Origin of the sequence: Pseudomonas sp. NPDC098747 (genome assembly GCF_044760045.1) — a bacterium.
Lineage (GTDB): Bacteria > Pseudomonadota > Gammaproteobacteria > Pseudomonadales > Pseudomonadaceae > Aquipseudomonas.
Window position 1 is genome coordinate 121088 of sequence record NZ_JBIWAL010000008.1, and the last position, 13454, is coordinate 134541.

Below are 13454 nucleotides of genomic sequence, written 5' to 3' on the forward strand. Positions count from 1 at the left end.
AAGATGCGATCTAAAAATTCTTTGAAGGCTTTGCCACACACATTACTGCTGCCCGCGTCCATCCTGCTGCTCGTCAGCCCGCCAGCCTGGTCCGCCTGCGTGTTGACGCCCGGCGCCGGTAACGACGCCTTTACCTGTGACAGCGGCACCAGCGGTTCACTGACCGATCTGGCGGGCAACAACAGTCTGACGCTCCCCACCAATGGCACAGGCCGGATCAACGGCAGCGTTACCTTTGGCGGGGGGACCGACCGCGTTGAAATATACTCCGGCGTCATCACTGGCGCCGTCAGCCAAGGCAATGGCATTGATGATTTCGTCATGTCCGCCGGCACGATAGGCTCCCTGGCCCAGGGCGACAGTCGCGACACCTTCCTGATGACCGGGGGCACCATCGTCGGCGCTTTCGAGGACGGCGATGTCGCGCGCATGACCGGCGGCAGCATCGGCCGGGTCGACATGAAGCTCGACAACAATATTTTCGATCTGTCTGGCGGGCAGATTATCGGCAACATGGTGACCGGTTTTGGCACCGACACTATCATCGTCTCCGGCGGGCGTGTTGGCGGCAATGTCAGTGTCAGCGGCGGTAACGACAGCATCACCGTGACCGGTGGCGAAATCGGCGGCGAGATCCGCGCCAGTACTGGCAATGACACCTTGCTGTGGGACGGTGGTGGCATCATCCGCTCCGCAATCCTCATGGACGTTGGCAATGACAGCGCCACATTGCGCAACCTTGACGACAGCATTCTCGCGCTGACCCCCATCGTCAATGGCGGCGTCGGCACCGATGTGCTGACTTTCGACAATACGTCCACGGCCCTGCCCGCGCGGTTTATCAACTGGGAAACCGTCAATCTGAACAACGGTTCACAACTGGATCTGGGCTCGAGCAGCTTAGTGCTGGGCGACGCCGGAACCGGCAGTGGCGTGCTGAATGTCGATGCGAGTAGCTTTGTGCTCGCAACACAAGGGGCTGTCGCTCCCGCAGTGGCCGGGCAAGCGGTGACGTTCAATAACGCCGGTATCATTGATCTCACCCGCAGCAACAGCCGCACCGACGACACGCTCACCGTGCAGGGCAACTATGTAGGCAGCAGCGGCCAGTTGCTGCTGCAAAGTGTGGTGGCTGGCGATGATTCGCCGAGTGACAAACTGGTGGTCAACGACGGCAGCCTCGGCGGTGCAACGGTGATCAGCGTCAGCAACGTCGGTGGACTTGGCGCACTGACCCAGGTCAACGGCATCCAGCTGGTGCAGGCGCAGGGCAGCACGGTCAGTACCAATAACGCGTTTACCCTCAGTGGCCCGGTGTCTGCCGGTGCCTACGATTACTACTTGTTCAAGGGCGGCGTGACGGCCGGTACAGAGAACAGTTGGTACTTGCGCTCAGCCGTGGTTGCGCCGCAGCTCATCAGCGTGCCGAATCCAGATCCAGCGTTGCCGCCGATTCTGGTTCCGGTGGTGCCAACCCCCGTCATGGCCGCCATCACTCCCATTGTCAGCACGCCCGAACAACCTGCCGTCCCTGGCGAACCGACGCCCATTCCGTCGCCGCCGGGGCTGGCTGTTTTACCTGTACTCCCGGCGGCTGTGCCGGGCGCCGAGCCGATTCCCCTTTATCGTCCGGAAGTCCCGACCTGGTCGGTGCTGCCACCCGCCGCGGCGCAGTTGGCACTCAACGCACTGGGCACATTCCATGATCGTCAGGGCGATCAGCGCTTGCTCAGCGATACCGGCGCCTTCGGTGCAGGTTGGGGTCGGGTCTATGGTAAAAACCTCGATCAGACCTGGGCCGGCACCGTCACTCCGCGCCTGGACGGCTCACTCAATGGTTTTCAGGTTGGCAACGACCTGTACAGTTCGTTGACCTCGGGTGGCCAGACCCAGCGTCTCGGTTTCTTCGTTGGCCATAGCCGTTTGCAAGGCGATGTCGACGGTTTCAACGAAGGTTTTCAGGACAACAGCGCCGGTAAGGTCAAACTTGAAGGCGACAGTTATGGTTTGTACTGGACGCTGACCGATCCGAATGGCTGGTACGTCGATACTGTCGTGATGGGCACCCGCTTCGATGGCGACAGCCATTCCGACCGCGGTGTGGAACTGGACAATCGCGGGCATGCGCTGACGCTCTCGGCGGAAGCCGGTTACCCCTTTGCGCTCAACGACACCTGGGTCGTCGAGCCACAGGTGCAAGTCATCCACCAGAAAATCTCCCTCGACAGCCAGGACGATGGCATTTCACGGGTGTCGTTCGACTCCGACGACGCCTGGACCAGCCGCCTCGGTACGCGACTCAAGGGCCGCTATCAGGTCAGCGGCATGCCGCTGGAACCGTATCTGCGTGCCAACCTGTGGCATACGTTTTCCGGCACCGATTCGGTGACTTTCGACGACAGTGATGTGATCAGCACCGAGCAGAAATCCTCAACGGCGGATGTCGGCCTCGGTGTGGTGCTGACCCTTGACCGCGCAGTGAGCGTCTACGCCAGCACCGACTACAGCCGCAATATTGACAGCAATGACTTGCGCGGCGTGTCAGGCAATATCGGGCTGCGCATCGACTGGTAGACCTTCCGTCGGCAATAAAATGCTCTGGCCCGGCGTTTACGTCGTGTTTTTCTATGCAAACAACCACTTAGTTATGTGCAGAAAAACAAACGCTTGCACCGCCCGATTTACCACTACCGCTCATCGTTCAATTTCTTGACGCGCGCCCCTGACTCTTCTTATCTCTAGGTTACTACCCCCGGAATCACTAGCCGGGGCGAGCCTTCGGACTCTCGCGAAATCGAGCGTCCACGGTTCGCCTCGCTCCATTCGGTCGCCCCTCGTTCGGGGTAGGAGAGGCGCCACATCGAGATGTCGCATGCGCCCGCAAGGTAGACCTCCATGAAAACTTCAATCACCCCACACGAGATCAAAATCACCGTTTGCACAGTGTCGAGTTCTATCTTGCTGTGCTCATCCATGGAGGCGCAGGCCGCTCCTGCGGCGGATGACATTTCCCCTTGGTATCGAGAGAACGTCCCGGTTTTGACCTTGCCTGCGACGGTGATCACACCCGGCCCGCAACGCTTCAGTCAGCGGCCTGACCTGCGAGACTCTCGCCTGATCACCGAAGACCTCGCGCCCGGCGCCTGGGAGCGGTTTTACGGAGCCAGCTCCCGACAAGCGCAAACCGATGTCCTGTCGTCAGGTTTCGCAATCCCCGGCAGTGGCAACGCCAAAGGCCCTGCTGTCCTGACCCTGCAAAGCGGCAACGGCCCCACCCAGACTTTCGGCCTGATTGGCGGCGTGAACCAGATTCAGGCAAATGGCGCCGGCCCGCTCACCAGTCGCGCCCTTTCCGACCCGTCTACCGCCACTCTTAACTTACAAGGCCAGAGCCTTGGCGCCTATTACAGCCTGACCGGGGCGCAGGGCTGGCACGTCGACCTCTCGGCCAGCGGCGGTCGCGTCAGTGGCTTCAGTCGCAATCAGCAAGGTGCGCGGCAAGTCACCGAAGGTAGCGCGATAACCTTCTCGGTCGAGGGCGGCTACCCGATTGGCTTGAGCGAAAACTGGGTAGTCGAACCGCAGGCACAATTGATCAATCAGCGCATCACCCTCGACACCCCTTACGCGGGCTCGGGAAATGCGTCTTCCAGCGACCTTAACTCATGGAGCGGCCGCGTCGGCGCACGGTTGAAAGGCAGTTATGACTTGAACGGGTTGCCGGTCGAACCCTACGTGCGTACCAACCTGTGGCACACGGTGTATACCGGCAGCACGGTGACCCTGGATCAGGTCGACAAGATCAGCAGCAGTCGCAAATCTTCAACGGTCGAATTGGGGCTGGGTTTGGTGGCGCGAGTGACACCGGCGGTCAGCCTGTATGTCAGCGCCGATTACAGCAGTGATGTCGATGACAATGATTTGAATGGGATAATTGGCAGCCTGGGGGTGCGGATGCGTTGGTGAGCCTGCTAGCGATTGAAGGCGTCTCGGTATCAGATCAGCCCCCCCTGTGGGAGCGAGCTTGCTCGCGAAAGCGGTTGCACATTCAACATCATTGTTGGCTGTACCAACGCCTTCGCGAGCAAGCTCGCTCCCACAGTTTTTGCGGTGTCTGGCTAGCCCCCAGGTCGCAATATCAACACCGCTAACGGCGGCAGATTCAGCTCCAGCGACAACGCCTGGCCATGGCTCGGCACTTCTTCGGTGAACGCCCCGCCGCCGTTTCCATAGTTGGAACCGGCATAGGTGTCAGCATCGCTGTTGAGCAGTTCAGTCCAGCGCCCGGCAAACGGCACGCCCACCCGATACGCCTGACGCGGCACCGGCGTGAAGTTCGCCACCACCAACACCGGCTCGCCGTCCTTGCTCCAACGCAACCAGGCATAAACGCTGTTGATCGCATCGTCACCGATCAGCCACTGGAAACCCTGCGGCGCGTCGTCCTGATCGTGCAGCGCCGGCACTTCGCGATACAAACGATTGAGGTCGCCGACCAGTTTCTGCACGCCTTGGTGCTCGGAATACTGCAGCAGATACCAGTCGAGCTGCTGATCATGATTCCACTCGCGCCACTGGCCGAACTCGCAGCCCATGAACAGCAGTTTCTTGCCCGGATGAGTCCACATGAAACTCAGGTAGGCGCGCAGGTTGGCAAACTTCTGCCAGCGATCACCGGGCATCTTGTCGATCAGCGAATGCTTGCCGTGCACCACTTCGTCATGGGAAATCGGCAGGATAAAGCGCTCGGACCAGGCGTAAACCAGGCCAAAACTCAGTTCATTGTGGTGATGGGCGCGGTACACCGGGTCCTGCTGAATGTAATGCAGCGAATCGTGCATCCAGCCCATGTTCCACTTGTAGGCAAAGCCCAAACCGCCCTGCTGCGTGCTCTGGCTGACGCCCGGCCACGCCGTGGATTCCTCGGCGATCACCAACGCACCCGGCGCTTCCAGCTCGACCACGTCGTTCAAGTGACGCAAGAAGTCGATTGCCTCCAGGTTCTCGCGTCCACCGTGGCGGTTTGGCACCCATTCGCCAGCCTTGCGCGAATAGTCGCGATAGAGCATCGAGGCCACCGCATCGACGCGCAAACCGTCAATGTGAAAATGCTTCAACCAATGCAATGCCGACGCGAGCATGTAGCCGTGTACTTCGGTTCGGCCGAGGTTGTAGATCAGCGTGTCCCAGTCCTGGTGGAAACCCTCCAGAGGATTGGCGTACTCGTACAGCGCCGTGCCATCGAACTCGGCCAGACCGTGGGTATCGGTAGGGAAATGCGCCGGCACCCAATCGAGAATCACGCCGATTTCGGCGCGGTGACAGGCATCGATAAACTCGCCGAACTGTTCCGGCGTGCCATAACGCGCACTCGGGGCGAACTGCGAGAGCAACTGATAACCCCATGAGCCGCCGAACGGATGTTCCATGATCGGCATCAGTTCGATGTGGGTGAAACCCAGCTCCTTCACGTATGGGATCAGGCGTTCAGCCAGTTCCGGCCAGGTGTACTGGCGCGCCACCTCACCGAGATCATCCAGCTCGCATTGCCAGGACCCGGCATGCAGCTCGTAGATCGACAGCGGCGCCGAATGTTTCTGCCGCTCGCGGCGGCTGTTCATCCAGTCCTGATCCTGCCAGTTCACTTGCAGCGGCGCGGCGACTTTCGACGCAGTGTCCGGCGGCAGGCTGGTGGCCAGCGCCATCGGGTCAGCCTTGAGCGGCAGAATCCCGTGGGCGCCAAGGATTTCGTATTTGTATAACTCCCCCGCTTGCAGGCGCGGGATGAACAATTCCCAGACCCCGGAAGGATGGCGCAGACGCATCGGATGCCGGCGTCCGTCCCAGACGTTGAAATCACCGACTACCGAAACCCTACGGGCATTCGGCGCCCACACGGCGAAGCGCACGCCGTCAACGCCATCAACCGTTGTCAGCTGCGCGCCAAGGCAAGCGCTGAGGTCGCGGTGATTGCCTTCGGCGAACAGGTACAAATCCATTTCGCCGAGCAACTGACCGAAGCTATAGGGATCTTCCGCCTCCTGCTCACCACCGGCCCAGCGGGTGCGCAGGCGATACGCTCGCGCCTGATCGAAGTGGCCGACAAACAGCCCCGGCGTCTCGGTCTGCTGCAGCGGGCCGAGTTCTTCACCAGACGCCTTGTCCAGCACCAACACGCTCAACGCGCCCGGCAAATACGCCCGGATAAACTGCCCGCCGGCGCCATCGCCATGCGGGCCAAGAATGGAAAACGGATCCGGGTGTTCCGCACGTACCAGCGCGTCAATATCTTTGGCCGACGGCAGTAACGCTTCTTTAGCGTGACCCTGTTCCTTGTTCGAGAAACTCATAACTACTCTCCACCAAGATCGGAAAAGGGTTTGAGCCCCGTCAATAACCCGTACAAACCGTGCAACGGCACGGGCAACCACGTGGGGCGATTTTCGGCTTCATAGGCCACTTCATAGGCCGCCTTCTCCAGACCGAACAACGCGAGCGCGGCGTCGGCACCCTCAGGATCTTGCCAAGCATGATCAAGACTAGCTGCTGCTTGGCGATATGCCTCGACAAATGCCGCTCGCGCTTCAAGCAGATAACGTTGCGCCACGCGACGGCGGGCGTCTTCGGACTCAGGACTGTGATCAACGTTGTGCACGTTGATGGTCATCGCCGCGGCGTAGTCGAAAGAACGCAGCACACCGCTGACGTCCTTGTACGGGCTGTGTTTGCCGCGGCGTTCGCTCAATGGTCGCGCGGGTTCACCCTCGAAATCGATCAGATAGGCATCGCCCTTGATCACCAGCACCTGACCCAAATGCAAGTCACCGTGGACACGAATACGCAAACCGCCGGCGGCTTTTTTCGCCAGATCCTGCACATGGGCAAGGATGGTTTTCTTCTCGTCGAGCAGCCGTGCGACCAGTTTCTGATCCGCCGCGCTGAGTTCGCCCTGATGCTGCTTGAGCAGTTTCAAAGCATGCTCGACCTGTGCGGACACATCCTTGCCGGTCGCCTGCATATCCTTGGCCGAACTCACCTGCGGCGCAAAATCGGCGTTGTCGGTTGGCGCCGCCAGCATCTGGTGCATCTCACCGAGGCGCTGACCCAGCATCCCGGCAAAATCCTTCAGCTCGCCCAAGGCGTTGTAGTGCTGATCCTGCTCGGACATGGAATCAGCCAGTTCATCGCGCAACGCCCGTTCGAGGTTGTTCTGCGTCCATTCCCACGCATCGCCCTGATTGCTCAGATAGCCTTGGGCGATCATCAGCAGATTGTCTTCGCCCTTGGCGTCGCGGCGAATCACCGAGCCCAGCAGCGGTGAGATATTGGCAAATCCGGCGGCGGTCAGGTAAGCGCTCATCTCCAGTTCGGGGTGTACGCCAGACGCTACCTTGCGGATCAGCTTAAGCACCAGGCTGTTGCCGATTACCACCGAACTGTTGGATTGCTCAGCCGACAGATAACGCACTTCGGAGTCGCCACCAAGGTTGAGTTTTTCAAGATGCGCCGTCGGTGCGAAACGGATCTCGCCTTCGGGAGATTCCAGCACCGTGTTGTTCTGCATGCCTTGCATGACCGCACGAACAAACCCTTCGAGGCTGAAGGCGTCAGTGATCAAGCCGACCTGACGCACTCGGCGCACGCGGGCCAGCGCCAATTGCTGCGGCAACGCCGGACCGACGTAATCCTCGGCGATGAAGCCGAACGGCAGCTGATAACGGCTGGTCTGGCCGCCGCTGGTGACTTCGATTTCGCTGAGCAGCACGGGTTGCTGCGCATCGCCAAACCGCACGCCGTAAGCCAGATTGACCTTTTCGATGGCCGCGTCCTTGCCGGCGAACCAGCGACGGTTTTGCAGCCAGCTCGGCAAAATGCTCTGTTCCAGCGTCGTGCGGGACGGCGCTTCAAGCAGCTCTTCCATGCGCTTTTTAAGCACTAGCGTGGTGAAGTCCGGCAAGCTTTGCACCGGTTCAACGTGCCAGCTCGGCATCTGGTTTTCGGCCGCCAGGGCGAACCAGTAGAAGCCGTAAGGCGCCAGAGTCAGCAGGAAATTCAACTGACCAATCGGCGGGAACGCATTACCGCCGAGCATTTCCACCGGCACCATCCCGGTGTAGGCCGACAGGTCGAGCTCGGCCGCTTGTGCACTGCGCGACACGTTGGCCACGCAGAGAATGATTTCGTGTTTGCCATCGGCATCGGTGAATTCACGGGTGTAAGCCAGAATCCGCCGGTTGCTCGGCGAGAGCATTTTCAGCGTACCGCGCCCGAACGCCTTGGACTGTTTGCGCACCGCGAGCATGCGCCGCGTCCAGTTCAGCAGCGAGTGCGGATCGCCGGCCTGGGTTTCGACGTTGACCGACAAATAACCGTACTGCGGGTCCATGATCGGTGGCAGCACCAGACTGGCCGGATCGGCGCGGGAGAAGCCACCGTTGCGGTCGATCGACCACTGCATCGGCGTGCGCACACCGTCGCGGTCGCCGAGGTAGATGTTGTCGCCCATGCCGATTTCATCGCCGTAATAAAGGGTCGGCGTGCCCGGCATCGACAGCAGCAGGCTGTTGAGCAATTCAACGCGACGGCGGTCGCGTTCCATCAACGGCGCCAGACGTCGTCGAATACCGAGGTTGATCCGCGCGCGACGGTCAGCGGCGTAGTAATTCCACAGGTAATCGCGTTCCTTGTCGGTGACCATTTCCAGCGTCAGTTCATCGTGGTTACGCAGGAAAATCGCCCACTGGCAGTTGGCGGGAATTTCCGGGGTCTGGCGCAGAATGTCGGTGATCGGAAAGCGATCTTCCTGGGCCAGCGCCATGTACATACGCGGCATCAGGGGGAAGTGAAAAGCCATGTGGCATTCATCGCCATTCAGGCCATGCGCGTCGGTGTCACCGAAATACAGCTGAGTGTCTTCTGGCCATTGGTTGGCCTCGGCGAGCAGCATGCGGTCCGGGTAGTTGGCGTCGATTTCAGCGCGGATCTGCTTGAGGACGTCGTGGGTTTCCGGCAGGTTTTCGTTGTTGGTGCCATCGCGCTCGATCAGGTACGGAATCGCGTCCAGACGCAGGCCATCGATGCCCATGTCCAGCCAGTAGCGCATCACCGACAGCACGGCTTTCATTACTTGCGGGTTGTCGAAATTCAGGTCCGGCTGGTGCGAATAGAAACGGTGCCAGAAGTACTGGCCAGCGACCGGATCCCAGGTCCAGTTGGACTTTTCGGTGTCGAGGAAGATGATCCGCGTGCCGTCATATTTCTGGTCGTCATCCGACCACACATAGAAGTCTCGCGCCGCCGAACCGGGCTTGGCCTTACGCGCCCGCTGAAACCACGGGTGCTGGTCGGAGGTGTGGTTAATGACCAGCTCGGTAATCACCCGCAAGCCGCGTTTATGCGCCTCGGCGATAAAGCGTTTGGCGTCGGCCATGGTCCCGTAATCGCTGTGCACGCCACGGTACTCGGCAATGTCGTAGCCGTCGTCACGACGTGGCGAGGGATAGAACGGCAGTAGCCAGATGGTGTTGACGCCCAGTTCGGCGATGTAATCGAGTTTGGCGATCAGGCCGGGAAAGTCGCCGATCCCGTCGTTGTTAGAGTCGAAAAACGATTTGACGTGAACTTGATAGATCACCGCGTCCTTGTACCAGAGCGGATCTTTGATAAAGGTGGCTGCCTTGGGTTTCTTCGCCATGTGAAACTCCTGTTGAATTCTTGGATACAACCAACGTTGCATTGCCTGGTGGTGACCTGTGACCTGTGACCTGTGGCTTGTGACCTGTGACCTGTGACCTGTGACCTGTGACCTGTGGCTTGTGGCTTGTGGCTTGTGGCTTGTGGCTTGTGGCTTGTGGCGAGGGGATTTATCCCCGTTCGGCTGCGCAGCAGTCGTGAATCCTGAGCACTCGGTGTGCATGACAAATTGCAGGGGGCCGCTTCGCAGCCCAACGGGGCGGTGCGACGTTTCGCTAAATCCCCTCGCCACTGGAATGCATTGCTAACATCGGGTGTCGGTGTCAGTTCATGCGGCGGTAATCCGCCAGATGCCGAACGGCTGATACGCCGGGTCCAGGCGCATGAACTGATACTTACCGTGCCAGTCCCAGCGGTGCCCGCTCATCAAGTCTTCGCCGTGCGTGGTCGCATCGTCCGGCAGGCCCATTTCCCACAACGGCAGTTCGAAATTCGCTTCCTGCGCGTTATGCGGATCAAGGTTCACCGCGACCAGAATGAAGTTGCTGCCATCAGCGCTGCGTTTGCCGAAATACAGAATGTTGTCGTTCCACGCGTTGTAGACCTGTAAGCCCAAGTGCGTGTGCAATGCCGGGTTTTGTCGACGGATACGATTGAGCTGGGCGATTTCGGCAATGATGTTGCCCGGTGCGTTGAAATCGCGGACGCGGATCTCGTACTTCTCGGAATCGAGGTATTCCTCCTTGCCCGGCACCGGCGCCGCTTCGCACAGTTCAAACCCCGAATACATGCCCCACAGGCCAGAGCCCATGGTCGCCAGCGCCGCACGAATTAGAAAACCCGCGCGCCCGGATTCATGCAGGAACGCCGGGTTAATGTCCGGCGTATTGACGAAGAAGTTCGGTCGGTAGCATTCGCGCCACGGCGATTCGTTAAGCTCGGTGAGGTACGCAGCCAACTCGGACTTGGTGTTGCGCCAGGTGAAATAGGTGTAACTCTGGGTGTAACCGACCTTGCCCAGGCGCGCCATCATCGCCGGCGTGGTGAACGCTTCAGCGAGGAAGATCACTTCCGGATGCAGCGCCCGCACGTCGGCAATCAGCCATTGCCAGAACGGCAGCGGCTTGGTGTGCGGGTTGTCGACGCGAAAGATCTTCACGCCCTCCTCGACCCAGCCGATGACGATGTCCCGCAACTCGACCCACAGACTCGGGATCGCGTCCGGGGCATAGAAGTCGACGTTGACGATGTCCTGATATTTCTTCGGCGGGTTCTCCGCGTATTTGATCGTGCCGTCCGGCCGCCAGTTGAACCAGCCCGGATGCTGCTTGAGCCACGGGTGATCCTGGGAACACTGGATGGCGAAATCGAGGGCGATTTCCAGACCATGATCAGCCGCAGCAGCCACCAGTCGACGGAAATCCTCACGGCTGCCGAGTTGCGAGTGAATCGCCTCGTGCCCGCCCTCCTCGCTACCGATGGCATACGGGCTGCCCGGATCATCCGGGCCAGCAGTCAGAGAATTGTTGCGGCCCTTGCGGTGAGCGCGGCCAATCGGGTGGATCGGCGTGAAATACAGGACGTCGAAGCCCATATCCTGAATCATCGGCAACCGCGAGTGCACATCATTGAACGTGCCGTGGCGGTTGGGATCGTCGGTGATCGAGCGCGGAAACAGCTCATACCAACTGGCGAACTCCGCCAGTTCACGCTCGACATCCATAGGGAATTCGGCGCTGACGCTCAGATAGGCGCGGTGATCGGCCTGGGCCATCAGTTGCGCACTGCGCGAGTGCAGAAACAACGCGACTTGCTCGGTTTCGAGCAACCCGGACAATTCATGGTGCAGCGCGGCCAGTTGTTCGCTGAGCTGACCTTCGCTGCGCTCGGCGGCGTGTTGCACCATGCTGCGACCTTCTTGCAGCTCCAGTGAAACCGGGACGGCGGCGTTGTGTTTCTTTTCCAGTTCGTACTGAAAACTGGCGAAGTGATCGATCCACGCTTCGACGCAATACAGAAATCGCCCCTGATGTTCCGGGCGGAAACTGCCGCGCCAGCCGTTATTGCCCAACTCCGACATGACCTCGCTCTGCCAGCTCTCTTCGCCTTCTGCACGCCAGCGAATGCGTACTGCGAGCTTGTCGTGGCCGTCGGCAAACACCTTGCTGGTGACAATCACATCGCGCCCGGCAATCGACTTCACGGCGAACTGGCCGCCATAGAGAGTCGGCATGGTGTCTTCAATAACGATGCGCGGCACCAGCAGCGCCTGCGACAGCGGCATGTGCGGGTTGTAGCTCAGCTCTGAGGGTTTTTCAGCAGTCATCGAGCATCTCTCCTTAACGCCCCAAGGACGCTCTTGTGCCGGTTCAGTCTTCACAACAAAGCACCTGCCCCGGAATGAACTCACTTAGGTTCCGAGCAACCGGCGCCGGGAAAAGTTCACAGGGATTTTCCTGTGCAACCCGGTGGATCGAATTCGCCACCAGGTGGTCAATCCACTTAAGCACTTCTCACGCCATGTGCCACACGGAGGTCTACCTGATGAACAACCCGTTCCCGGCCGAAACGCCCGATCCGAACATCGACAACCCGACCATTCCCGAGACTGAACCGCAACCTATCCCCGAGCAGGAACCGCCAGGCACCACGCCACCGGCCAAGGAAGAACCACCGACGACGATGCCGCCGGTGATCGTCTAAACCGACACGATCGTTCCCATACAGAGTGTGGGAGCGATTGATTACAAGCGATCATCCTTCTGCTCATCCTTGTCAAAAGGCTGATCGTCCTTATCAAAGATCCGCACTATCCTCGGCATCACGCTGAAAATCCCCAATGTCAGGACGGTACAGAGCAGCGCAGTCGCCTCTTTGCCCAACCCCGCTGCCACACCGATGGCTGCTGTCATCCACAACCCGGCAGCAGTGGTCAGACCTTTGACGTGACCTTCATGACCTTCCTGATTTTTCAGGATGGTGCCGGCGCACAGGAAGCCGATCCCGGCAATCACCCCCTGCAATACCCGACTCATCGGATCGGACTCTGCGCCCGAGGTCTGCGGCACCAGCACAAACATCGCCGCACCCAGCGCCACCAGCATGTGCGTTCGCACGCCGGCCGCCTTGCCCTTTTGCTCGCGCTCGAAACCGAGAATCCCGCCGAGTACCGCCGCCATCAGCAGGCGCACGGTAATCCGTGTCAGTTGCGACGCATCGCCGATGTCGGCGAATTCCGCTTGCAGCGTTTCCAGCACCTCTTCCCACCACGCGTTCATCGTGCAGTCCTTGTTATGGCTCGATATAGGGTGGACAGCAGCGACCATTAATCAGTTGCGCAGAACGATCTGCGGGCCTGGTGCCCTAACCCTTCAGATACCCGTGAAAAAAGGACAGCCCCATGACCGTTCGAATCGATGAAACCAATCCCGAGTCAAAAGTGTGTTTTTTCACCGTTGAAAATGGCGAGGAAATTCGCATCTGCGACACCCTCGAGGTCAAGACAGATAGCGAGAAAGCCATGTCGTTCGTAGAAATCGAAGCGCGGCGCGTCTACATCACCGAAGCAGAGGCCGACGCCTTGACCGTCGCAGGCGTTAAAGACGGGCGTAAGCACTTGAAAGCCGAGTCGAGTGATTCGGTGATTTGATTGACCCCGGTCAACACCCCGCGCGAACGTCTGCTTCAGGCGTTTGCGCCTTAGCCTGCGGGCTGCTTCAAGTTGTCGCAGGCGCTGCATGAAAGCCCATCTGATACGGTTT

Annotated in this window: 8 protein-coding genes; 4 read left to right on the plus strand and 4 right to left on the minus strand. The window is 59.8% G+C overall.

The genetic code is table 11. The features are described 5' to 3' along the window. Positions 1-3: 3 nt before the first annotated feature. A complete protein-coding gene (locus tag ACIQVE_RS07650) occupies positions 4-2574 on the plus strand; it encodes an autotransporter outer membrane beta-barrel domain-containing protein (RefSeq protein WP_402806294.1) in 2571 nt (856 codons plus the stop codon). A gap of 321 nt (positions 2575-2895) precedes the next feature. Then, positions 2896-3966 (plus strand): autotransporter domain-containing protein, encoded by a 1071-nt coding sequence (locus ACIQVE_RS07655; protein WP_402806296.1) that lies wholly within the window; start codon positions 2896-2898, stop codon positions 3964-3966. A gap of 152 nt (positions 3967-4118) precedes the next feature. On the opposite strand, the gene glgB is transcribed toward ACIQVE_RS07655, so the two are convergent. From glgB to ACIQVE_RS07670, 3 genes are all read right to left on the minus strand, one after another. Continuing rightward, positions 4119-6350: a 1,4-alpha-glucan branching protein GlgB gene (gene glgB, locus ACIQVE_RS07660; RefSeq protein ID WP_402806300.1), complete on the minus strand. Its 2232-nt coding sequence runs from the start codon at positions 6348-6350 to the stop codon at positions 4119-4121. Positions 6351-6352: 2 nt separating this feature from the next. Continuing rightward, positions 6353-9694 carry a maltose alpha-D-glucosyltransferase gene (gene treS / locus ACIQVE_RS07665; RefSeq protein ID WP_402806302.1) on the minus strand — a complete coding sequence of 1114 codons (3342 nt, stop codon included), beginning with the start codon at positions 9692-9694 and terminating at the stop codon, positions 6353-6355. A gap of 327 nt (positions 9695-10021) precedes the next feature. Continuing rightward, positions 10022-12019, minus strand: a complete 1998-nt coding sequence (locus tag ACIQVE_RS07670) for an alpha-1,4-glucan--maltose-1-phosphate maltosyltransferase (RefSeq protein ID WP_402806305.1) — start codon at positions 12017-12019, stop codon at positions 10022-10024. Between the two features lie 218 nt (positions 12020-12237). Here ACIQVE_RS07670 and ACIQVE_RS07675 point away from each other — a divergent pair, with 218 nt between their 5' ends. After that, complete coding sequence (locus tag ACIQVE_RS07675) at positions 12238-12396, plus strand: hypothetical protein (protein WP_402806308.1); 159 nt, start codon at positions 12238-12240, stop codon at positions 12394-12396. Positions 12397-12437: 41 nt separating this feature from the next. Here the strand turns inward: ACIQVE_RS07675 and ACIQVE_RS07680 are convergent, their stop codons facing one another. Then, the gene (locus tag ACIQVE_RS07680; RefSeq protein WP_402806310.1) at positions 12438-12971 is read right to left on the minus strand and encodes an MgtC/SapB family protein; all 534 of its coding nucleotides are present in this window, start codon (positions 12969-12971) and stop codon (positions 12438-12440) included. Between the two features lie 122 nt (positions 12972-13093). Here ACIQVE_RS07680 and ACIQVE_RS07685 point away from each other — a divergent pair, with 122 nt between their 5' ends. Beyond that, a complete protein-coding gene (locus ACIQVE_RS07685; RefSeq protein WP_402806313.1) occupies positions 13094-13342 on the plus strand; it encodes a DUF3203 family protein in 249 nt (82 codons plus the stop codon). Positions 13343-13454 lie beyond the last annotated feature (112 nt).

What these genes read in the sequence shown, in the direction of transcription:
- ACIQVE_RS07650 (WP_402806294.1), top strand. Translation starts at nt 4, where the DNA reads ATGCGATCTAAAAATTCTTTGAAGGCTTTGCCACACACATTACTGCTG.
- ACIQVE_RS07655 (WP_402806296.1), top strand. Translation starts at nt 2,896, where the DNA reads ATGAAAACTTCAATCACCCCACACGAGATCAAAATCACCGTTTGCACA.
- glgB (WP_402806300.1), bottom strand. Translation starts at nt 6,350, where the DNA reads ATGAGTTTCTCGAACAAGGAACAGGGTCACGCTAAAGAAGCGTTACTG.
- treS (WP_402806302.1), bottom strand. Translation starts at nt 9,694, where the DNA reads ATGGCGAAGAAACCCAAGGCAGCCACCTTTATCAAAGATCCGCTCTGG.
- ACIQVE_RS07670 (WP_402806305.1), bottom strand. Translation starts at nt 12,019, where the DNA reads ATGACTGCTGAAAAACCCTCAGAGCTGAGCTACAACCCGCACATGCCG.
- ACIQVE_RS07675 (WP_402806308.1), top strand. Translation starts at nt 12,238, where the DNA reads ATGAACAACCCGTTCCCGGCCGAAACGCCCGATCCGAACATCGACAAC.
- ACIQVE_RS07680 (WP_402806310.1), bottom strand. Translation starts at nt 12,971, where the DNA reads ATGAACGCGTGGTGGGAAGAGGTGCTGGAAACGCTGCAAGCGGAATTC.
- ACIQVE_RS07685 (WP_402806313.1), top strand. Translation starts at nt 13,094, where the DNA reads ATGACCGTTCGAATCGATGAAACCAATCCCGAGTCAAAAGTGTGTTTT.